This window comes from Priestia sp. JV24, assembly GCF_025910025.1.
In the GTDB taxonomy this organism is placed as follows: Bacteria; Bacillota; Bacilli; order Bacillales; family Bacillaceae_H; genus Priestia; species Priestia megaterium.
Genome location: NZ_JAPCIN010000016.1, coordinates 263779 through 286235 on the forward strand (window position 1 = coordinate 263779; position 22457 = coordinate 286235).

Below are 22457 nucleotides of genomic sequence, written 5' to 3' on the forward strand. Positions count from 1 at the left end.
AATGCTGAAAAAACAAACGTTAGTCGATTTATTTTACAAGCGAACACATGAATTATTTAGTGAATACTTATCGTGTTATGACACCACTTTGCTGTATCAAAAAGCAGCTGAGCTAAACATTGATACAAAAAAGCATATTCTGGTCGCTCTCATTACCATTCGTTCACAAGCGGACCTGCAGCTCTTAAACTTACACCTTCATCGCCTTGTATCTGACATCAAATCGGTTTTCAGCTCAAAAGCACCGGTCGTATACGGATTCGATACCAAAGTAACCATTGTATTTACGCTTGACCCTTATGAAAAACATCATGCTATTATCAAACAATTAGAAGGTTTACTCTCAAAATGGCGTTACTACAATGAATGTCATGTAAAAACAGGGATTGGAAGTCGGTATTCTCATTTTACTCAAATAGGAAAAAGTTATAGTGAAGCTGAAAAAGCTGTCTCTTACCTGCTGTCTCAGCAGCAAGATGGATGCATGTTGTATGAGGAAATAGGAATTAACCGACTATTTATTAATCAATCAAAAGAAGAGGTCAAAACCTTTATTGATGAGGTATTTCTCCCTCTTAAGAACAATCATTCAAACGATGAACCTTTAGAGCAAACGCTAGAAGCGTATTTCGATAATAACCGCTCTGCTTCACTTACAGCTAAGCAGCTTCATATTCATGTTAATACACTCTATCAGCGGTTGAAAAAAATTGAAGGAAAAATGAACATATCATTTACAAACAGTGAACACCTATTAAAAGTTCAGCTAGCATGCTATTTAAAAAAATTTCATTACAGCTAAAAAACCGATTCTTATTTTTAAGAATCGGTTTTTTCAGTAGAAAGAACAGCCTCAATTGATTGCTTCCAGCCGCTCAGTACCTCTTTGGAATCATGAAGCTGAAATTGAATTCCTGATGTTAAAACTGCATATTTTGCGTAATCTTCTTTAACAGCGGCTACTTCTCCCGTAAATAGCTCATAGCCTGATAACACAGGAGCTTCTTTTTTTAGCCAAAATTTAATGTAATAAGCTTTTCCTTCAACAACTAATGTAACGGTTGCCTTATGATTCTGTATCATGTTTGTTGAAGAGGTTGTATCTTTCCATACTAACAGCTTGACGCGTGAAGAGCTAATAGCTACCAGCTCTCCAGCGCTAATCATGGCTACATGAGGAAAACCCTCGGATGTCACTGTAGATAGCAGCATTGCATCATGCTGTTTCCTTTCTAAGTCTTTTCCATTTAAAAATACGCGCACGGCTTTTGGCAGCTCTGCTTTATTCATTTTACTTACCACCTTTGCTTATTAAGATCGAGGTGGCACAGGAGGCACGTGCGTTGCCAGCGGTACGTCTTTTGGATTGACTTTAAATGGTCGAGGGTATTTTTCAGGATTGGTGATGGTCTCAGGTTCAGAAGAACGCCAGGTAAACAAACACACGTTGCATAAGTAAATCTCCCAGGCTCCTTCAACTGGTGATTTAGATACTAAGTTCGCTTGTTTGGCTTCACATCTTGGACAAGTATGCATGTTGATTCCTCCTTGTTTATTTTTGCATCATATTCGTTAAGATTTTTTCCCATTTTTCAGTTTCAAGTGGTGTATCTAAAGGCTGAGAATAGTGGCCTCTTGTTTCCGGTGCAACTGGTGTTGTAGCATCCAAAATCATTTTATCTGTAATACCAGCCGGATCAGATCCTGGATCAAGTGGCAGAACTGAAAGATTAGGCACTGTTATAACATCGTGTTTTGGGTGCATTTTTGTTGATAGCGCCCACATGACTTGCGGTAAATTAAACGGATCCACATCTTCGTCTACTAAAATAACTAGCTTGCAATATCCTAATCCATGCGGCGTAGTCAATGCCCTCATACCAACCGCCTTAGCAAATCCTCCGTATCGGCTTTTCGTTGAAATGATAGCAACGAGACCATGAGTATACATCGCATTCACAGCTTCAATCTCTTCAGGATATGCTTCTTTTAGCTGCTGATATAAAGGAACGCTTGTATTAATTCCAATTAAATAATCTGTTTCTGTCCAAGGCATACCGATATATAAACTTTCAAAAATAGGATCTTTGCGATGGTATACATGATTGATTTTGATAACAGGCATGCTTCTGCCGCCTGAGTAATGACCTGTAAATTCGCCAAAAGGACCTTCATATTCACGTTCACCAGCTAAAATTTCTCCCTCTAAAATCACTTCTGCTCCCCAAGGTACATCTAAATCAGAAAGCTGAGACTTCACAATTCTGTATGGCTCACCTTGAATAGCTCCTGCCATTTCATACTCAGATTGATCGTAATGAAGCGGCGTAGCGGCTGCTGTAACAATCGCAGGTTCACATCCTAAAGCAATTGATACAGGGAGGTTTTCACCTTTTTCTTCGGCTTGTTTTAAATGAATGGCAATATCATGCTGTGGCACGGGCTGAATGCCTAGACGATCTTTCCCTTTGACCTGCATACGGTATATCCCTACATTTTGTTTACCGAAGTTCTCCTTATCATGCTGATCACGAGAAATAACACACGCTTTATCTAGATAATAGCCTCCGTCTCCTTGATTTAAGCGAAACAACGGCAAAAGATCGAATAAGTTAATATCGTCTGTTATTTCACACTCATGAAACGGCGCTGTCTCTTCTCTTTTCACTTTGACAGGAAATTTTTCATATCTCCGAGCAAACTCAAAGAACTGTTCTTTTACAGGAGTCGATTTAGGCAGCCCCATCATTAACGCGTGATTTGACCAGGAACCCATTACGTTTAGAGCTACCTTTGCATTGTGATATCCATAAATATTAGTAAACAATAATCCCGGCGTTTGATCTCCTAAATTACTGATGGCTTGACCTGCTGAACCCAAATCAGGATCAGGCTGCACTTCATCAGTAATCGTCAGCAGCTGCCCTTCTTTATGTAGCGTATCAAGGAAATCTCTAAAGTCTTTATAAGCCATTTTTATTTTCCTCCTTGTGATAAATGTTTAATTCCTTGCCATCTTTTTGCTTCAGGAAGCTCAATTCCCAACTGATCTAACGTTCGAACAGCAATATGTGTGACAATATCGTCGATCGTCTTAGGTTTGTTATAAAAAGCCGGCATAGGCGGCACGAGGATAGCTCCCATTTTTGAAAGATCCAGCATGTTTTCTAAATGAATCGTATTTAAAGGCGTTTCGCGAGGAAGTAGCACAAGTGGCTTTCTCTCTTTTAACATCACATCTGCCGTTCTCGCTATTAAGTTATCTGCTAGTCCCATTCGAATAGATGCTAATGTTTTCATACTGCAAGGACTAACAATCATTCCATCTATACGAAAAGAGCCGCTCGAAATTTTTGCTGCTTGGTCTTGATATGAATAACAATAATCTGCTAGCGCTTCTACTTGCTGAACGCTATAGGATGTTTCCAGCTTAATTGTGGCATGAGCCCAAGGCGACATGACTAAATGCGTTTCAACAGAAGCCTTCTTTAACAGCTCTAAAATTCGAATACCTAAAATAGCTCCCGTGGCTCCCGTTATTCCTACAGCTATTTTCATTTCCCTTCCTCCTCTCTGTTCTGGTTACACATTTAACTTTACACTTATTTTCCATACAATTAAAATATTGATAAAGTATATAATAATACCTTTAAAGTATGGAGTTGAATACAGTGGAATTAAGACAGTTGCATTATTTTATTGTCATAGCTGAAGAATTAAATGTGACCAAAGCAGCAAAGCGCCTGCATATGGCTCAGCCTCCTCTAAGCAGACAGCTAAAGCAGCTCGAAAATGAGCTAGGTCTTTTGCTTTTTGAACGAAACAATAACAAGCGCTTATTGTTAACGGTAGAAGGAGAGCTTTTTTTAAAACGAGCGAAAGACATTGTGCAAAGGGTCGAAAAATCAGTATTGGAAGTACAGGAATGCAAAAACGTAACAAATGAAAAGCTTGAAGTAGGATGTACAATCTACTGTGCATCAACCGTTCTCGATAAGCTAACTCTTATTCAAAAACAGTATCCAAACAGTACATTTAATATCTATGAAAACGAACCTGCTCATTTAAACGAATTATTGACGGAAGGAAAAATTGATGTAGCGGTCACCACTACAGACTTACCTTATCAACATGTCAAAACAAAAACACTTGCACCAGATATCTTTGTTGTAGCGGTGCCGAAAGAAAGCGGTTATGCAGAAGAAAAGATTTCAGTAGCCGAAATTGCTTCTCTCCCTCTTATTCTTCTTCGTTCAAATCGAGAAATAAGCATATACAATCGCATTATAAAAGAATTTGAAAAGATGGATATAGCACCTAATATTTTATGCGAATGCCATGACTCAGCGATGCTTCTTAATTTAGTATGTCGTGGCCTTGGTGCTGCTATTGTTCCTTATTCGATGCTATCTTCTTTTTCGCTAGAACATATTAAAATTTTAAACATAGAAGACAATCCATTTGTAATTGAGCCTTTAGTTACGTGGCGTACCGATAGTTATCTTCCCAAAATCGCTCAAGAATTTTTAAAACTTTTTTAAGTATAGATACACAAAAAAAGGCTTTGCTAAAATAGCAAAGCCTTTTTTATTTTATATTGATATATGTGACTACATTAACCAAGAAATTAATAGCGGTAATGTAACAAGTGACATAATGGCACTAAGTACGAATGCTGAAGCTGTTTCACCAGCTAGGCTGTCAAAGCGCACTGAAATCATTGCTGCTACAGCTGAACCTGGGAACGCTACTAATAAAACTAATTTTACGATGTCAGCTGATGATAGACCCATTGCTGTTGCAATTCCTAACATTACAAGCGGCTGAATAGCCACTTTTAAAATCGCAATACCAAATGCTGCTGGGCTAAATTGAATTTTACGGATACCAATTGTTACCCCAACTGCGAATAGCGCCGCACCAGATGTAATTGAACCGATTTGATCTAAGCTGCTTGATAATAAATCCGGAGCTTGGAACCCACATAATACTAATACTACTGCGATTAACGGAACACAGGCTAATGGTTCAGAAAGACCATGTAAGATTGATTTAATCGTTACTTTAAATAAGCTTTCTTCAGAATCTCCTTCACTTCTTTCGCGTTGTCCAACCGTACCAATAATAGTTGCTAAAGGATCAAGCATCGCATTTACTACGATACCCGTAATAGCGATTGGAATTGCTACTACATCCGCGCCAAACAAGCTACCTAATACGGGAATACCCATAAATGCAAACGTTGGCTGCGTAGAGTTTAAAGAGAACATAGACGCGCCTGTTAGTGAGTATTTGAATACATATTTTGCAACAAGTAAGAAAAGAACATAAAATCCAATAATACCAAGAACTAATGCTAATAAAAACGGCCATTTTTCAATAAGCGTTTGTTTTGATGTTGTTGTAATACCAACGAATAGATGTGCAGGTAACGCAAATTTTGTTACAAGCGTATTTAACCCTTTAGATGTTGTTGCATCAAACTTTTTAAAATACCCTGCTAAATAACCTAGCAAAATAACAAAAAAGATTGGGGTTAAAATAATAAAGATTTGACTAATTTCCATTTTTGAACACTCCATTGTTTAGATTAGAATCAATCATATAAATTTGCTTTCTTAGAAAGATAATTATTTTCTAAGGCTTGTCTATGGATATTGTTTACGTCAGGCCATTCATCTCCCCTTTTGCTAAACATCTCTACAAATATGAAGTAACGTATAATGGTTCATGAAAACGCATGGACTTTGTTTTTCTGCAATCATTTATTTACTTCGAAACTGTTCATTTAATCAACATCAAATCACATAAAACTTGTCATACAATACAGTAACTCTACAACCTTAGTAAAAACTTGTCATACAATCATGTTGTTGGCTTACTTAGGCTGAAAAAAAACACCTTCAAATGAAAGATGCTTAATCTTGTGACGAAAGAAAGCGACTTCTGATTGATGAGGAAGAATCTCTAAGAGTTTGAAACTCTCAGTTAAAAAGTTCCATAATTTCACAAAGTTTTTACAAACTATCTTACTTATTTGTATATTGCTTTCTGTGACGAATTTATGAACATGTTTTAACTTAACATTTGTAGGACAATTATTCAATTACATTGATTAAAATTTTAATGAAAAAAATATTTTAATCCTGTTTTTTTTACATAAAACGGATTAAAATAGTCACAAAGACCTATGTATTATCGGTTAAAAAGAAGATGATTCATCTATCACCTTCTTTTGCTCACTTTATTTAATAATGACATTTCGATCATAACGTTACTTTATTTTAGCATCAATAATGGAAAAATTGTGTTCTTCTGAAAACCACGTTTTAATTTTTTCTTTTGCTTTCAGTTTAACACCTTCATCAATGTACATGGCAACTTGAATCAATGCAAGCCCTAGAGCTCCTAAATCATCTGTAAATCCCACTCCTGCTGCAAAGTCTGGAATTAAATCTAAAGGAAGAATAAAATAACCTAACGCTCCTATAATGACTGCTTTTGCTTTTGGGGGAATATCAGGTTTTTGCAGCGTGTAGTATAAAAGCAGTACGGCATAAACAACGTTTGCTCCCGCTTTTTTACCAAACTTTTTAAGCTTGTCCCAAAATTTTTCTTCCGAATAATATTTGGCTGTTTCCTCTGTACGAACGGGTACAATTTCTTGTTTCTCTTCCATATCGATCACCCTTTCATTACCATATGTACTTATTATAAACGATTATCTTTACCCAATTCCATTGATAGATGAAACTCCATAAACCTGCACAAAGCAGGTTTATGAATTTTTTAACGAATAGTGCTTCATGACGATGGTAACTAGGTCATTCAGCGCTGTTTCACTTTTAGAATGATTTTCAAACTGCTGAATGAGATCCATATGTTCAAGCAGCACTTCGTAATTACCCGTCATCTTTCTGAGAACTTGATATGCGGAACTATTCAAATCCACTTGTATTTTCAAATCATCCAGCTGTGCTAAATACTCGTTCCAGCGCTGGTCTTGTTCTAGCAGCAGCCATACAATTTCCTTTATCGCCTTCCGCACATTGGACTCCATCTTTTCATCTCCTTTGATACACAGATATAACAAAGTCTATGAAAAAAACAAGCTTTCTCATTCCCGTATTAAACAAAAAGAGTTTCTTTTATTTTATAACAAGCCCGCTGAAGAGCTCTTCCCATACTTTATCATCGCGCAGCACGTCCATTGAAAAAATAGGTGCATATAAGACACACGTGTAAGGCAAGTCCCAGTTAGCTTCGGACAAAAGTTCTTTTTCACTGTTTGTCAGCAGCAGTATATAGAAATCGTTTTTGACCATTCGCTTTAAAATATGCTCTAATTCTTTCGCTTCTTCATACGTTCCACCCATACGAATAAACAATATACAAGAACTGGTCTCCATCGACGTTAAAAACCGCTCCGTTCTCCGCTCATACTTTTCTTTGACTTCACTGTACGAAAGCCAGTTATCTTCTGTATTGATAGACGACGGAAAATCATGAGCAGAATCAATTTGATACACCTTATCACGCAGTCTAAGGGTGGAACCGTCTCCGAAAGAACTAACATAGGTTAAATGTTCATATAAAAATAAGTCTTTACAGCGGTTTTTCAACAGCTGATTGACATGAGAAAGAGAAATGCTAATACACCAATCAATCACGCCGGCTTGTTTTCGCAAAGCATATTTTTTCATGTATATCCCTGGAAAACAGTTATAGCCTAAACTGTATATCATATCGTACTGCTTGCTTTTTAGTTCATTTAAAGTAACCATATTCATCCTCCCTTCTACTATAAAATATGACAGCTTTTTATAGAAAGAGGCGGCTTCTGCCTTATACCGTACAAGCTTTTTGTTTCTCAAAAGCTTGTGTAAATAAAGAACAATAACATAAAGGAAAATAATCGAAGCAAAATATTTTGGAACTCGAAAGATTATTGTTAAAATACTTGTATTCCATTGAAATAACAAGGCCTATGAAGTCTTTAAAGAAAGAAGATGAAATTGATGAGTAAAGCATTAAAAGATATTCCGATTTCCGTACTGGATCTTTCTCCTGTAGTTGAAGGAGGAACTGTATCTGACTCACTTAGAAATACATTAGATTTAGCTCAGCACGCTGAAAAATGGGGGTATAACCGCTACTGGCTAGCTGAACATCATAATATGACAGGTATCGCAAGCTCCGCTACATCTGTTGTAATTGGTCATGTAGCTGCAGGCACGTCACGCATTCGCGTAGGCTCTGGAGGTATTATGCTTCCTAACCATTCTCCGCTTGTTATTGCTGAGCATTTTGGCACGCTTGAATCACTATTTCCAGGACGTATTGATTTAGGCTTAGGAAGAGCGCCAGGGACGGATCAGCTGACAGCACAGGCGCTGCGACGCGACCGCAGAAGCGACGGCAGTGACTTCCCCGAACAGCTAACTGAACTGCAAGAATACTTTAAACCGGCTTCAGAAAGTCAGATGCGCGTTAAAGCTGTTCCCGGTCAAGGTTTAAATATTCCGATTTGGCTGCTTGGCTCAAGCGGTTTTAGCGCACAGCTTTCTGCACAGCTAGGTTTGCCATTTTCATTTGCAAGTCACTTTTCACCTAATAATACAATGACAGCTCTGAACATGTATCGCCGTTATTTTAAGCCGTCCGACGTGTTAGACAAACCATATGCAATGTTAGGTGTAAACGTAATCGCTGCTGATACAGATAGAGAAGCTGAACGTTTGGCTACTTCTATGCAGCAGCAGTTTCTAAATTTAATTCGAAACACACCGGGTAAACTAAAAGCTCCTGTGGATAATATGGATGAACTATGGACTGACTTTGAAAAAGCTTCTCTCCAACAGCAGCTGGGCTCTTCTATTGTCGGAAGTCCTGAGACGATTAAAGTCAAGCTTGAACAGTTTATTGAAGAAACAGAAGCAGATGAACTGATGATTAACGCTCAAATTTACGATCACAAAGCTCGCCTTCGTTCGTACGAAATTGTTTCTCAGCTGTTCAAATAATAAAAAGGCCGGACACGTCCGGCCTTTTTATTTGCTTTCTACTGCTTCAAGAAGTAAATCTGCAAGATGAACGGCCCTTACACTTTCTTCTACGCCTTCTCTAACTACCCCTAGCTTCATTTGAATGAGACAGCCCGGGTTTGCTGTTACAATCGTATGTGCATGGGCTTCTTTCACTTTTTCCATTTTATAATCTAAAATTTGCATAGACATCTCTTGTTCCGTTAAGTTATAAATACCAGCTGAGCCACAGCAATGATCCGCATTTTCCATTTCATTAAACACCGTTCCGTTAATCGCTTGGATCAGTTTTCTCGGTGCGCTGGACGTTTTCATCACGTTTCTTAAATGACACGAGTCTTGATACGTAATAATTTGACTTGGAAGCGATAACTTTTGTTTTTCCACAAACTGCTGCTGCAATAAAATCTCTGAAAAATCTTTGACTTTGGCAGAAAAAGCAGCTGCTCTTTCTTTCCATTCGGGTTCCTCTTTTAATAAATGATCGTATTCTACCAACAGCGCACCGCAGCCTCCTGCATTAAGAACAATATCATCCGCTTGAATGGATTCAAACGCCATAATATTTTGCTTCGCTAACTTCTTTGCCTGATCTTTTTCTCCTCCATGCGCATGCAGTGCGCCACAGCACGTCTGCACTTCTGGTATAACGACCTTACACCCCGCTTTTTGTAAAAGTGCAATCGTCGCGTTGTTTGTTTCCATAAACATCGTATCCATTAAACACCCTGTAAAAAAAGCAACCGTACGCTCTCTTGTTCCTTCTGCTTCAAATAAAAAAGGACGTTTCTTCATTTCTTTTTTTGTTAGCACAGGCGGAAGCGTTTTTTCCATTTGTGCTAAATTACCGGGCAGGACATTTAGTATATTTGTTTTTTGAACAGCTTTTTGCAAGCCGCTTCTTTGGTAGAAAGCAAGCAGAGAATGTACATTTTTTAATCGTTCTTTATGCGGGAAAAGCTGTTCAAACACCATATGCCTGAGCGCTTTTACTGGCCATTTATGCCTTTTTTTCTGCTGAATAATATCACGCGCTTCTTCTAATAAGTGTCCGTACTTCACACCCGAAGGACAAACAGGCTCACACGCTCGGCAGCCAAGACAAAGATTCAATTGCTTTTCAACAGATTCATCAGGTTCAATAAGTCCGTCTACAACTCCTTTCATCAAAGCAATTCTTCCGCGCGGTGACGCTGCTTCATATTGATTCGTTTGTCCATACGTCGGACAGCTTGGCAAACAAAAACCGCATCTCATACAATTCATTAACTCGTCATAATCTAACCGTTCTTTGAACGCTTGCTGAATGTCTTTTGTTGCCGTCATGAACGAACCACCACTCTTTTTCTCGTGTCTTTAGCAAAAATTTTCCCTGGATTCATAATTCCTTGCGGGTCCAAAGCATACTTAATTGCTTTCATCGCAGCTACTCCTTCTCCTCCCATCTTCAGCGCTAAATACGGTGCTTTCATTTCTCCAACTCCGTGTTCACCTGTAATCGTTCCTCCAAGCTCAATGGCTTTATGAAAAATCGCTTCAAAAGCTTGTTCGACGCGGTGAAGCTCTTCTTCGTCACGCGCATCTGTTAAACAAGTCGGATGCAGATTTCCGTCTCCCGCATGACCAAACGTACAGATCTTAACATTATATTTTACAGCAATTTCATTAATCGCTTTGACCATTTCACTAATTTTAGACCGCGGGACGGTTGCGTCTTCTAAAATGGTCGTTGGCTTCATTCGCGCTAAAGCAGAAAGAGCTGATCTTCTTGCTGTACTTAACGCTTCTGCTTCTGCTTGTGAAGCTGCTACTTTTACAGATACAGCATTTCCTTCGCTGCAGATACGGGAAATCATTTCAATATCGCGAGTCACTACTTCCGGCGGACCGTCTTGTTCAATCAATAAGACAGCGTTTACATCTGTTGGTAGCCCAACTTGCGCAAAATCTTCTACTACTTCACACGTCGGCTGATCTAAAAATTCAAGCGTAGCTGGAATAATCTTATTGGCGATAATAGCTGAAACCGTCTTAGCGGCTGCGTCCATGTCTTCAAACAGCGCGAGCAGAGTTTGTTTTGTTTCAGGTATTGGAATGAGCTTTAAAATGGCTTCTGTCACGACGCCAAGCGTTCCCTCAGACCCAACAAACAAGTTCGTTAAATCGTAGCCAGCTACATCTTTAGCCAACTTGCCTCCCGTCTTAATACAGTCACCGTTTGCGAGAACTACTTCAAGACCAAGAACGTAATCTTTTGTTACGCCGTATTTTAAGCCTCGTAACCCTCCTGAACATTCATTGATGTTCCCTCCGATGGTTGATATTTTCATAGAGCTTGGATCAGGAGGGTAAAATAAACCTTTTGCTTCTACGGCGTTAATTAAGTCTAACGTGATAACACCTGGCTGCACGGTAGCGGTTAAATTTTCTTCATCAATTTCCAAAATTTTATTCATTCGGTTAAATGTAAGAACAATTCCGCCTTGCGTTGGACACGTTCCTGCGCTTAAATTTGTACCTGAACCTCTTGGCACAATAGGAACATGATCTTCGTTGCATATCGTTAAAATTCTTTTCACTTGATCTTTGTTTTCAGGCATAATAACCGCATCAGGAAGCGACTGAAAGTTAGGTGTTGCGTCATAAGAGTACACGAGTCTTGCTTCACTGCTATCTTGAAAGTTGGCTGATCCTACAACTTCAATGAGCTTTGCTTGTGTTCGTTCATTAAGCATAACGTTCCTCCTTATATATCTCTTAATCTTATTATAGTTGCAGAAGCCACGAGGGACTATGGATAAAAAACTAAAAAAAAGCGCTTTAAAAACTCATTTTTTGTATGTTTATCTAACGAAGGGCGCACTTACTCTAATAGAGACAGCGCAAGGTAAAAAAGCGTGATACCCTTTACGCTTTTTGGATCAATGTCTGTTAGTTCTTTCATTTGCTTCAAGCGGTAATGAAGCGTATTAATATGAATATGTAAATCAAACGCCGTTTTTTTCAACGATTGATCGTTGGCTAAATAGCATTTCAGCGTTTCGAGAAGCTCTTTTTCTTTTTGAATGGAAGAAAGCACTCGACTCAAGAATTCCTTTTTTACAGGTTCAGAAACGTCTTCTAAAATCATGTCCATCAGCAGCTCCTCATAAAAAACAACGGTTTGACGTTTTGAAGCCACTTTAAGCGCTTTTTTCGCTTCTTCATATGAAGCATGCAAATTAAATTGCTCCGCTGGCTTTCCTACACCAATAGTGATCATAACTTGGTTGTTTGCTTGAATATACTGCTGACATTTTATTAATTCTTCTTTAAATCCTCGCCTTGCCTTTTCACCTACAGCCTCTTTAAGTAAAAGCAAGCGATCGTATCCCCAATTTGCAATATAATCTCCTTCAGCTTTATGACTTTCAAACCAGTAGCGAATCATTTCTTGTACGTGCTGCTGCTTCTTTTTCGAAAGAGATGAATCAATTTGAAAGAGCGTGCAGCAATAAGAGCTGTCTACTTGTACTCCTAAAATATGGCCTCGTTCAATAAATTCTGCATCTACTTGCTGGCTATAAATCCATTCACGAAAAAAAGCTTCTACTCCTTTATTTTCCCATTCCTTTGTTTCTATGTAATATGCCTCGCGAATAATTAGCTCTGTTAATCTTCGAATAATGTCTGCAAAAGGCTCAACAGCTTCTGGCATACCTGTAATACCAATAACGCCAATAATGTCTCCTTGATAACTGATAGGCAAATTAATTCCTGGCTTAACTCCTTTTAAATCTGCTGCTTCTTTTTTGGAGATATATAGTTTTTCCTTTTTTTGCATCACGTTCCACGCGCCTTCATGAAAAAAACCAACCCGCTTTTCTTCTGTAGACGCAATAATAATTCCGCGTATATCCGTTACAATTACATGTTCTTTCATCACAAGCTGTACTTCTTTTATAATTTTCTTCGACAGTTCAGACACTAGCTGCACGTTGTTTACACCTCACCTATCATCAATTAAAAGAGCTGAAAGAATGGTTTTCTCTCAGCCCTCTTTTTTTATTATGCGTTCACTTTTTCAGCTTTTTTTAGCACGTTAAAAAACTCTTTCATAAATTTAGGTAAATCCGGCCAAGCTTGCCCGGTTACTAGGTTTCTGTCTACATGAAGCGTCTGTTCTACAAATACAGCACACGCCGCTTCTACTTCCGGTCGGCAAGCAGGATACGCTGTCACTTCTCTGTCCTGCAGATACTCTCTAACCGTCGTTAACACGAGCTGACCATGACAAATAACGCCTAAAGGTTTATTTTCTTTTAAAAAATGCGCAGCAATTTCCTGAACTTTTGTGTTCATTCGAATGTATTCAGGCGCCCGTCCTCCAGGAATAATAAGTCCATCATAATCGGCGGGATCCACTTCATCGACAGAAGCGTGAGAATCAATTTTATATCCCATTTTCTCTGTGAATGTTTCCATCTCTGGAAGGAAATCATGAACAACCGTTTGAAGCTTCTTTTTCACGGGAGAAGCAATGGTACACTGAATACCTTCTTCTAAACAGCGATAATACGGATAAAAAACTTCTAAAGCTTCCACGGCATCTCCTGTTAAAATTAAGACACGTTTACTCATCTTTTATCACCTTTTCTTTCTTAATGTCATCACTTACTTCTTCTCGCAAGCTGCTTTCCATTCCTGCTTTTCCCCTATGAATAATAAAAAAAGCAGGGCCTTCATTCCTTATCAGGAATGTCAGCCTTGCTTTTTATCTTGTAATTTTTTTAATTCAGCTGTTAATTCACTAAACCAAGCCTTGTCTTTCGTTAACAGCGCAAGATCAATCAATGAAAGAATCTGCTCTTCGTGCGCCGTTTTTTGAAGGGGCAGCTTCTCTATTTTTTCATCCATCATGCCAATGGTTGTGCCGACCATTTTTTCATCATCACTTTTTACAACGTTGATTAGTGCTGCTTTTTTAGATGGATCAATCATTTTAATATATCCGTATATAAGTTCACCGTTGCGAGACTTTCCTTTGACCCAGTCGCCTACTTTTAAATTTCCTTCAAATAGCTTCACAGTCATTCTCCTTTCTTCATAAACATGCTAAGAATTAATGTAACCGCAGAAAGTAGTGTAATCATAATACTTACAGTTTAGAAAGTCAAAGAATCTGTTTTAAAGCAAAAAGCTTGATATACAGCTAAATCACTGCAACCTATAGACGAACAAAGGAGATAAAGATTCCTTGTGAAACCGCTGCTGATTTCCGTGCAAGGCTCCGCTCCAATTAACCGCTAATACACCTATATACATGAAATCTATGTTCACCACAACCATAAAAAAATCCGAACGATTCATCGTTCGGATTTTTCTTCAATTAAATTCAGCCTCTTTATTTGTTATACGAGTCCAGTTAAGCTGTAGATTCCAATGATTAAGAAACATGCAAGCGTTTTTATAACAGTGATGGCAAAAATATCTCGGTAAGACTGCTTGTGGGTTAACCCGGTAATAGCAAGCAGAGTAATAACAGCTCCGTTATGAGGAAGCGTATCCATACCGCCTGATGCCATCGCTACAACTCTGTGCATAACTTCAGGAGGAATGTTGTACTGATTAATAGCTTCTACATACTTATCTCCCATCGCACTAAGCGCAATTCCCATACCTCCAGAAGCAGAGCCTGTAATACCAGCTAAAATGTTTGTCGTAACGGCTCCATTGACAAGCGGATTTGTAAAGGTATGTGAAATACCATCACGAACGGCTGCAAAGCCAGGAAGAGATGAAATGACGCCTCCAAAGCCATACTCAGCTCCCGTGTTCATCGCAGCGAGAAGCGCTCCGCCAATACTTGCGTTAAGACCAGCTTGGAAACCGGTGGTCACTCTCTTCCAGTCATACGCAATCGTTGTGATAATTCCAATAACAAGTGCCAACTCCACTGACCAAATACCAACAACTGCGGTTAAATCTACTTTCCCGAACGCTTCAAGGCCAATTTTGGCAAAATCAAAACCGTCTGGGTACCATTTTGGAATAGAAACAGTAAAAAATTTGTTTGCCACCCCTACAAGCACAAGCGGAACAAATGCAAGAATCTGTCTTGCTACGCTAGGTTCATATTTAGGTTCTGTAGAAGGTACAGACTCTTTTTCTAGCTCTGCAGCAGCCGCTAGTTCATTATTAAACCCGTAGTAGCCTTCTCCAGCTTTTCTTGCTTTTTTGCTTCGGCTTTCTAAATACCAAAGACCTAAGCTAAAGACAATAACCGATCCGATAATCCCCAGTGTCGGAGCAGCATAGATGTCTGTTTTAAAAAAAGTCGTTGGGATAACGTTTTGAATTTGCGGTGTACCCGGAAGTGCATCCATGGTAAACGAAATAGCTCCTAATGCAATCGTTCCCGGTACTAATCGTTTTGGAATATTCGCTTCGCGGAATAAGTTAGCCGCAAACGGATAAACTGCAAACGCAACAACGAATAAACTTACGCCGCTGTAGGTTAAGATTGCTCCCATTAAAACAATAGCCAAGATGGCGCGTTTAGCTCCTACTACTTTAACAATTGTTTTCGCAATCGATTCAGCGACTCCAGACATTTCTACCATCTTCCCGAAGACTGCTCCTAATAGAAAGACAGGGAAGTAGTTTTTAATAAACCCAACCATTTTCTCCATAAAAACGTTTGAGAAAAACGGGAGTGCATAGCTTGGTTCCGTTAAAATAACGGCTAGCAGCGCACAAAGTGGAGCAAACAAAATAACTGAAAATCCGCGGTAAGCAACCAGCATTAAAAGCCCCAGAGATAGCAAAATAATCAGCAAATCCATAACGTTTCCCCTTTCATCCCTCATTCAATTTGTTTTGAATTTATCTTATTTTTTATAAAGTGCAGACTTAAACTCATATTCATAGCACGTGTAATACAGCTGGATAATTTCTTCTGCCGTCGGTACAACAGGATGGTTAGCAGGACTTCCGCTTTGAATCGCATCCGCTGCCATTTTCTCAACCGCCGCGTAAAACAGCTGGCGATCAATGCCCCACGATTGAAGATTAGGAATCTCTAAGTCGATACAAAGCTGCTTGATGGCTTCAATTAACACATCTGCTCCCTCTTTTTTTGTATATGATACGTTCGGAAAAAGAGCTTGTCCTATTTCACCTAAACGATCGATTGAAGCCTCTTTTGTATAGTCCAAAACCGCAGGCAGGAGCATCGCATTAGAAATACCGTGCGGCACATGGAATAACGCGCCAATAGGTCTTGACATACCGTGCACTAGCGCAACAGATGAATTTGAAAACGCCATTCCTGCCAGCATAGATGCATAGGCCATTTCGTTTCTTGCTTGAACATTTTCTCCATTTCTATACACAAGACGGATATTTTTCATGATTAACTCAATTGCTTGAAGCGCAAGTGAATCTGTAAAAGGATGTGCTTTTTTAGACAAATACGCTTCCACTGCATGACTGAGTGCATCAATTCCTGTAGCTGCCGTTACATGTTTCGGACATGATAGAGTTAATAACGGATCAACAATGGCTGTATCAGGCAATAATTGAGGTCTTGCGAGCATCATTTTTACATCGTACGCCGTGTCTGTAATAACCGTCGCTTTCGTCACTTCTGAGCCTGTTCCAGCAGTTGTAGGCACGGCAACCAAAGGAAGCGGACTATCTTGAAAATCTTGTTGATTTTGAAAATACGTTCGTAGATGCCCTTCATTTGTCATCATAATGGCAACCGCTTTTCCAGTATCGATACAGCTGCCTCCCCCTAAGGCAATAACCACATCGCACTGCTCCGTTTTACATATAACAAGCGCTTCATCTAGATGAATATCTGTCGGCTCTGAATTTACGCCTGTATACACAGCACAGTCCATGCCAGTCTCTGCTAAGTAACGACGGCAAGTTTCTACATTGCCTGCTTTCACCATAACGTCATCACTTATAAGCAATGCCTTTGTCCCAAGCAGTGCAGCCTGTTCTCCAATTTTAGAAAATGATCCTTCTCCATATAAAACCGTGCGTGGTACAAGTAGTTCATAAATTCCCACTGTTTTTCCCCCTTTGTTATCTCGCTGACAATCTCTCCTTCCGTATTTTCATGCTGACTTATGTAAGCGATTTCATTTGTTTGCGCAAAAAACCAACATGAACTTCGTTTTTCTCCCCTATTTATTCTCTTTTTGTATACCCCTTTCCTCTTTCATTCTAAAATTTCATCTTATATTTTTCAATCTTTTTTTGTAACTTTTTAAAAATTACAAAAAAAGCCAGAGGTATTCTCTGACTTTACCATTTAAATAAACTTTTGAACAGTATTATTTCGATTTAATTTATAAATAGACAGCAGGAAAAAAACAAGTGCAAAAGCTAGTAAAATGCTGATATTTAACCATAGGCTGCTTAAATCAGCTCCTTGTTGAACACTTTTTAACGTACTTAATACCCACGTTTGAGGAAGAAAGTCGGCTATTTTCTGCATCACATCCGGCATAAATTCAGGCGGGAAAAAGCAGCCGGACAGTAAACAAGTTGGCGTGATGATAAGCGTCTGAAGACCATTCGCTGCTTTTGAACTTTCTGTAAAAGCGATAATTACAAGAGACAAGCCGATGGCTACTAGACCAAACAAAACTAAAATGAAAAACAGCTGCCATACGGGAATGTTCATATCTACGTGAAAAAGAGTCGTAATACAAACAAGTGTAATCATTACTTGCAGAGTTAATAAAATCATATTTGTAATAACATTGGATATCACGTATTGCCTTGCGCTAACTGGCGAAGCTAACAGTCTAAAATACGTTCGCTGCTCTTTTTCTTTTGTGATAAGAGCCGATAAATTCACCGCAGAAAAAAGCATAAACATGATTAAATATCCAATTGTCTGCTTGACAATGTTTTGATCGGTTCCTTTGTCTTCAAGGGCATGCGTTGAGACGTGGAATGGCGCTTTTTGATAATTCTCATACATTTGTTTAAAAGCCGCATCGTCGCCTTCAGCAGCTTGATTCAGCGAAGAAATATTGTCAATATATTGATACAAATAAGACTTAATAAAGCTCGTTACTTCTGCTCCTTTTATTGAAGTGATTGTAATATGATCTGGTTTGTTTGCTTTGACGCTGTCAGAAAACCCTTTTTCAAAGGTAATAACCGCATCAACTTTCTTTGACGTAATCTCATGATCCACTTCTTTGTCAGTGAGCATTTTAACATTTGTTTTATGCAGTCCTTTTAAAAACTGAACGGTATCTTTTGTAATATCCGTTGAGTCGTGATTGACAACTCCGATATTCACCGAAGTCCCTCCTGCATTTCCATAAATAAGAACGGACATTAAAACCCCTGCAATAGGCAAACCAATAACAAGCACAAGCGTCCTTTTGTTTCTAAGCAGCATATTTCTTAGCATATTTGTGACAAGCCACATGATATTTTTCATGTTATAACCCCTCTCTTTTTCTCAAAAGCACAATTGCTATGCCCAGGAATAAAATAGAGAAGCCTACGTTCAACCCGATAACTGAAAGAGAAGCGCCCATATCATTTGTATAAATCAATTTAATAAGTCCATTATTCATCCAGGTTAAAGGTGATACATTGACGAATCCCTCTCCAGATCCATTTTGAAAATAGGTTCCTCCCACAATACACGACACTTGAATAACAACCATAATAATTGCTCTTGACGCCGCTTCCGTCTTCGTAAGGTAGCTAACTCCTAATCCAAAGCTAATGGCAAAAAGAATCTGAGATACTAACATTACGAGTACTAAGAGTAAATGATCTCCCCAGTTGGCATCAAAAAAATATTTAGTCGACATAATGACGACTAACACACAAATGGAGTGAACCAAAACAGTGCCTAAAATTTTTCCGACAAAAATTTCAGCGGTTTTAACCGGCGCGGCTACTAATCGACTAGCTGTATTTCGCATACGCTCTCCTCTAATTAAATAACTCGCTGAGATAGATCCGTACAAAACAATCATAGTTGTCATTGAAATGGCGTAGTAGTCTATTGAATTTGGCTGTTTTTGAGAATGAAGAGATGTTTCTTGAATATAGTCATGCTTAGACGCACGGAGCAGATTATCCACTTGCTGAGGGTTTACTTTGGCCACTTCCATAGCCACATTGTACTTATCCACAAAAGTGCTTAACATACCTTGGACCATGTTGAATTCAATGCTGTTTTCTTCATTTCCATAGAGATGAATGTCTCCGTCTTTCACTTCTACATAAGCTGTATAGCGCTGTTCTTTTACTTCTTTTTTTCCATCCTGATTTTTTTTCAGCGCTTTAAAGTGAATGCCCGATTTTTCTGCATGGGCAGCAAACTGCTTAAAAGCAGCAGATTCTTCATTACTTGTGTTGATTTTATAGAGAACATAACTGTCGTCTATCTTCATATCGTTATTAAAGGCTTGAGACAAAGCTGTTCCTAAAATAAGGACGAGAGCCAGCGGAAAGAGAATCATAAAGATAAATGCACGCTTATCTCGCAGATCACTTTTCATTTCTTTCAAAGCAATTGCAATAATATTCATTCGTTATTCCTCCTTTCTTTTATATATCTCTTAAACTGCGCCCTGTCAGCGTGAGAAAGACCGTCTCTAAATTAGGGGCTTGTTCTTTAACTGCTTTAATTTCGATATGATGGGTCATTAAATAATGAATGACTTTGTTCAAGTTATTCACTTCGGCGCTTGAATTAATTTTAATGATTCCATCTTCATACGTAACGGCTGTTACGCCTGGAATTTCTTTTAGACCGCTGCAATCTATATCGTCCGCTTCTTTTACTTCAATCCAAATATCTTTTGTATCAGTGATAATAGCTTTCAGCTGCTCTTTTGTTCCTTCAGCAATAATTTTGCCGTGATCAATAATCGCAATCTTTGTACATACCTCTTCTACTTCTTCCATATAGTGACTCGTATAAATGATTGTGCTTCCCATTTCATTTAGCTTTTTTACAGATGTTAAAATATAATTCCGGGACTGAGGATCAATGCCAACCGTCGGTTCATCCATAATGATAAGCTTGGGGCGATGAGCAATTGCACATGCGATATTTAACCTTCTTTTCATTCCTCCTGAAAAGCTTTTCGGATACGCCTTTTGTTTATCTAAAAGCCCTACAAACGCTAAAGCTTCTCCGACTCGTTCGTTAAGAAGTGACCCTCTTAATCCGTAGAGACCTGCAAAAAACTTCACATTTTCATAGGCTGTCAAATCTTCATAAATCGCTAAGTCCTGCGGAACAATTCCAATGTTCATCTTTGCGAAATTTCGGTGTTTCTTTATATTTTTCCCAAGTACTTCAATATCGCCGCTGTTGCTTTGAAGCAGACTAGCTACCATATGAATCGTTGTGCTTTTTCCTGCTCCGTTTGTTCCTAAAAAGCCGAATATATCTCCTTCTTCTACTTGTAAAGACAAATTATCTACCGCAATAAAATCTCCAAATTTCTTTGTTAACTTTTGAATTGATAATACGTTCATCATTTCACCTCTAGTGTGTTGGTATATCCTTATTTTATGAAAAAAAGGCAAACTTACGTCAGTGCATAAGTTCACCTTTTCTCCATGAGAAATCTCATTATTTATGTATGAAATTTCTCACCTATCGGCAGCAGTGTGGTAACAGAAAACCCGTTTGCCCCGTCAACGATCATCGTTCCGTTAATGGAAGCCGCTCGCTCTTCCATTCCTGCTATGCCAAGGCCTTTTTGAAACAAGTGAGCCCCTTTTCCATTGTCTTTGACTTCTACTTTAACCATTTTATTTAGTACATGAAGCTCAATGGCAATCATCGTTGCTTCTGCATATTTTAATGCATTCGTAATAGCTTCCGTTATATTTTCATGGATAATTTTCCACTGAAGAGGGGTGATAAGATCCAAATTCCCTTTGTATACAAGAGGCATTGCAATACTATGTTTAGCCTCAAATTCACCAATAAATAATTTAAGCCTGCTGATTCCTATTTGCTCAGCGGGAGGCTTTATACTTTTTAACGTTAACCTGATTTCTTCAATGCCTTCTTTCGAAATTGTAATTGCATTTTGAAGAAGAGACAGCGCTTTTTCTTCATCTTGCTTCATTACATGCTTTGCTGCCTCCATTTGAATAAGCGCTCCTGTCATTGAATGACCAATCTTATCATGAATTTCCTGCGATAATCGATTTCGCTCTTCTAATTTTGAAGCATATTGAGACTGTCTCACATACTCTTTATTTTCATTCACGTGCTTTTGCAGCTTTTGCATACTTACTCTCATTTCATCGAGCTTTTGTTCATAATTGATTGTCCGCTTTTGATAGAGAGCTGCTCCTGTATAAATAAAGAAAGTAAACGCAGCGACTAACACATACAGTGCGCTAATGTCAGAGGGAACAAGCAGCATTGGAAGCAAAACAACCAGCAGCACCATCCATTTTTTCACGACTGATTCTCCAATAAGCTCACAAAGGTTTAGCGGCAAAAGAAGAAAAAACAAAGGATGAAGTTTATACGCACAATATAGAATAAGGACAATTGAACTAACAATAAACATACGCTTGAACGCGCTCTTTTTCACAATGGACGCTGCAATATTAACACAGCTGTAAAGAAGCAGTGCTAACACAATAGCTGAAATCGAGTGGACATAATTAGACTGAATATACGTAATAGCCAAAAACAGTATAAGGATGAGCTTAGTCATCATTAATCCGACTTCCATAGCCCTACTTCCCTTTACCGGTTAAATAGTAAATAGCAATTTGAGTGCGATGCTCAAGTCCCGTTTTACTTAAAATCGAACTAATATAGTTTGCTACGGTACCTTCTGAAATAAAAAGTGTTTTAGAAATTTCTTTATTTGAAAGCCCCTTGGCAATCAGCGTCATAATGCTCGTTTCGCGCTCTGTAAACTGTGTCATATCCGCTTTTGACTCGCGCTTAGTTGCAGCGTTTAAACTTGATTTAATCTTATCTAGCACAACATCTTGAAGAACCGTATGTCCGTTGAACACGCTTTTGATTGCGTCTCGAATGCGCTCTGGTTCTGTATTTTTTAACAAGTAGCCTTTAGCTCCGTTTTTTACGGCATCAATTATATATTCATCGTCATCAAACGTAGTTAAAATAAGCGGCTTTGCTTTGGTTGACTCTGAAATAAGCTTTGTAGCCTCTACACCGTCCATAACAGGCATTCTTACATCTAACAATGCAATATCGACAGAATGATTCTTGCAATATTGAACGGCTTCCTGACCATCTTTTAAAGTAGCGACAACGTTGAATTCCTCGTATGTATTTAGTATAATTTTCATTCCTTCTCGAATAAACGAATTATCATCTGCAATAATAATAGTAATTTTCATTTCTGTAAGTGAGAACATCTCACTTTT

At 38.6% G+C, this 22457-nt stretch carries 23 protein-coding genes; 3 read left to right on the top strand and 20 right to left on the bottom strand.

Features of this window, described 5'->3' with window-relative positions:
• The first annotated feature begins 1 nt into the window (after window position 1).
• Complete coding sequence (locus OK414_RS13825) at window positions 2-802, top strand: PucR family transcriptional regulator (RefSeq protein WP_263045856.1); 801 nt, start codon at window positions 2-4, stop codon at window positions 800-802.
• A gap of 17 nt (window positions 803-819) precedes the next feature.
• Here the strand turns inward: OK414_RS13825 and OK414_RS13830 are convergent, their stop codons facing one another.
• The 4 genes from OK414_RS13830 to OK414_RS13845 are packed head-to-tail and all read right to left on the bottom strand — an operon-like array spanning window position 820 to window position 3558.
• Window positions 820-1290, bottom strand: a complete 471-nt coding sequence (locus OK414_RS13830; protein WP_263045857.1) for a hypothetical protein — start codon at window positions 1288-1290, stop codon at window positions 820-822.
• Window positions 1291-1311: 21 nt separating this feature from the next.
• Window positions 1312-1536 (bottom strand): non-oxidative hydroxyarylic acid decarboxylases subunit D, encoded by a 225-nt coding sequence (locus OK414_RS13835; protein WP_013083432.1) that lies wholly within the window; start codon window positions 1534-1536, stop codon window positions 1312-1314.
• 16 nt (window positions 1537-1552) lie between these two features.
• Window positions 1553-2974, bottom strand: coding sequence for a non-oxidative hydroxyarylic acid decarboxylases subunit C (locus OK414_RS13840; RefSeq protein ID WP_263045858.1), 1422 nt, complete (start codon window positions 2972-2974; stop codon window positions 1553-1555).
• A 2-nt stretch (window positions 2975-2976) separates the two neighbouring features.
• Window positions 2977-3558 (bottom strand): non-oxidative hydroxyarylic acid decarboxylases subunit B, encoded by a 582-nt coding sequence (locus OK414_RS13845; protein ID WP_016764386.1) that lies wholly within the window; start codon window positions 3556-3558, stop codon window positions 2977-2979.
• Between the two features lie 113 nt (window positions 3559-3671).
• Between OK414_RS13845 and OK414_RS13850 the strand changes: the two genes are divergently transcribed.
• Window positions 3672-4541 carry a LysR family transcriptional regulator gene (locus OK414_RS13850; RefSeq protein WP_034651512.1) on the top strand — a complete coding sequence of 290 codons (870 nt, stop codon included), beginning with the start codon at window positions 3672-3674 and terminating at the stop codon, window positions 4539-4541.
• 69 nt (window positions 4542-4610) lie between these two features.
• On the opposite strand, the gene OK414_RS13855 is transcribed toward OK414_RS13850, so the two are convergent.
• The 4 genes from OK414_RS13855 to OK414_RS13870 form a co-directional block, all read right to left on the bottom strand.
• Entirely contained in the window at window positions 4611-5567 is a 957-nt protein-coding gene (locus OK414_RS13855) for an AEC family transporter (protein ID WP_057245090.1), read from the bottom strand.
• Between the two features lie 707 nt (window positions 5568-6274).
• Window positions 6275-6679: a YkvA family protein gene (locus OK414_RS13860; protein WP_013057340.1), complete on the bottom strand. Its 405-nt coding sequence runs from the start codon at window positions 6677-6679 to the stop codon at window positions 6275-6277.
• Window positions 6680-6778: 99 nt separating this feature from the next.
• A complete protein-coding gene (locus tag OK414_RS13865; protein ID WP_034651511.1) occupies window positions 6779-7060 on the bottom strand; it encodes a hypothetical protein in 282 nt (93 codons plus the stop codon).
• An 88-nt stretch (window positions 7061-7148) separates the two neighbouring features.
• The gene (locus OK414_RS13870; protein WP_034651509.1) at window positions 7149-7784 is read right to left on the bottom strand and encodes a DUF1796 family putative cysteine peptidase; all 636 of its coding nucleotides are present in this window, start codon (window positions 7782-7784) and stop codon (window positions 7149-7151) included.
• A 234-nt stretch (window positions 7785-8018) separates the two neighbouring features.
• Between OK414_RS13870 and OK414_RS13875 the strand changes: the two genes are divergently transcribed.
• The gene (locus OK414_RS13875; RefSeq protein WP_034651506.1) at window positions 8019-9023 is read left to right on the top strand and encodes an LLM class flavin-dependent oxidoreductase; all 1005 of its coding nucleotides are present in this window, start codon (window positions 8019-8021) and stop codon (window positions 9021-9023) included.
• Between the two features lie 27 nt (window positions 9024-9050).
• Here OK414_RS13875 and OK414_RS13880 read toward each other — a convergent pair whose 3' ends face one another.
• From OK414_RS13880 to OK414_RS13935, 12 genes are all read right to left on the bottom strand, one after another.
• Window positions 9051-10370 carry a (Fe-S)-binding protein gene (locus OK414_RS13880; RefSeq protein WP_047931499.1) on the bottom strand — a complete coding sequence of 440 codons (1320 nt, stop codon included), beginning with the start codon at window positions 10368-10370 and terminating at the stop codon, window positions 9051-9053.
• Window positions 10367-11779 (bottom strand): glycolate oxidase subunit GlcD, encoded by a 1413-nt coding sequence (gene glcD, locus OK414_RS13885; protein WP_263045859.1) that lies wholly within the window; start codon window positions 11777-11779, stop codon window positions 10367-10369. The genes OK414_RS13880 and glcD overlap by 4 nt, the downstream gene beginning before the upstream one ends.
• Window positions 11780-11907: 128 nt before the next feature.
• Window positions 11908-13020, bottom strand: coding sequence for a CdaR family transcriptional regulator (locus OK414_RS13890; RefSeq protein ID WP_034651498.1), 1113 nt, complete (start codon window positions 13018-13020; stop codon window positions 11908-11910).
• A gap of 71 nt (window positions 13021-13091) precedes the next feature.
• Window positions 13092-13664, bottom strand: a complete 573-nt coding sequence (locus OK414_RS13895) for a DJ-1/PfpI family protein (RefSeq protein WP_263045860.1) — start codon at window positions 13662-13664, stop codon at window positions 13092-13094.
• Window positions 13665-13784: 120 nt separating this feature from the next.
• Window positions 13785-14111 (bottom strand): IDEAL domain-containing protein, encoded by a 327-nt coding sequence (locus OK414_RS13900; protein WP_095380275.1) that lies wholly within the window; start codon window positions 14109-14111, stop codon window positions 13785-13787.
• A gap of 323 nt (window positions 14112-14434) precedes the next feature.
• Window positions 14435-15868 (bottom strand): GntP family permease, encoded by a 1434-nt coding sequence (locus tag OK414_RS13905; protein WP_016764396.1) that lies wholly within the window; start codon window positions 15866-15868, stop codon window positions 14435-14437.
• Between the two features lie 45 nt (window positions 15869-15913).
• Entirely contained in the window at window positions 15914-17104 is a 1191-nt protein-coding gene (locus tag OK414_RS13910) for an iron-containing alcohol dehydrogenase (RefSeq protein WP_016764397.1), read from the bottom strand.
• 245 nt (window positions 17105-17349) lie between these two features.
• Window positions 17350-18498 (bottom strand): ABC transporter permease, encoded by a 1149-nt coding sequence (locus OK414_RS13915; protein WP_016764398.1) that lies wholly within the window; start codon window positions 18496-18498, stop codon window positions 17350-17352.
• 1 nt (window position 18499) lies between these two features.
• The gene (locus OK414_RS13920; protein WP_034651490.1) at window positions 18500-19606 is read right to left on the bottom strand and encodes an ABC transporter permease; all 1107 of its coding nucleotides are present in this window, start codon (window positions 19604-19606) and stop codon (window positions 18500-18502) included.
• A 19-nt stretch (window positions 19607-19625) separates the two neighbouring features.
• Window positions 19626-20564 carry an ABC transporter ATP-binding protein gene (locus OK414_RS13925; RefSeq protein WP_263045900.1) on the bottom strand — a complete coding sequence of 313 codons (939 nt, stop codon included), beginning with the start codon at window positions 20562-20564 and terminating at the stop codon, window positions 19626-19628.
• Window positions 20565-20665: 101 nt separating this feature from the next.
• A complete protein-coding gene (locus tag OK414_RS13930; protein WP_263045861.1) occupies window positions 20666-21787 on the bottom strand; it encodes a sensor histidine kinase in 1122 nt (373 codons plus the stop codon).
• Window positions 21788-21791: 4 nt separating this feature from the next.
• A complete protein-coding gene (locus tag OK414_RS13935; RefSeq protein ID WP_211186153.1) occupies window positions 21792-22448 on the bottom strand; it encodes a response regulator in 657 nt (218 codons plus the stop codon).
• Between the last annotated feature and the right edge of the window lie 9 nt (window positions 22449-22457).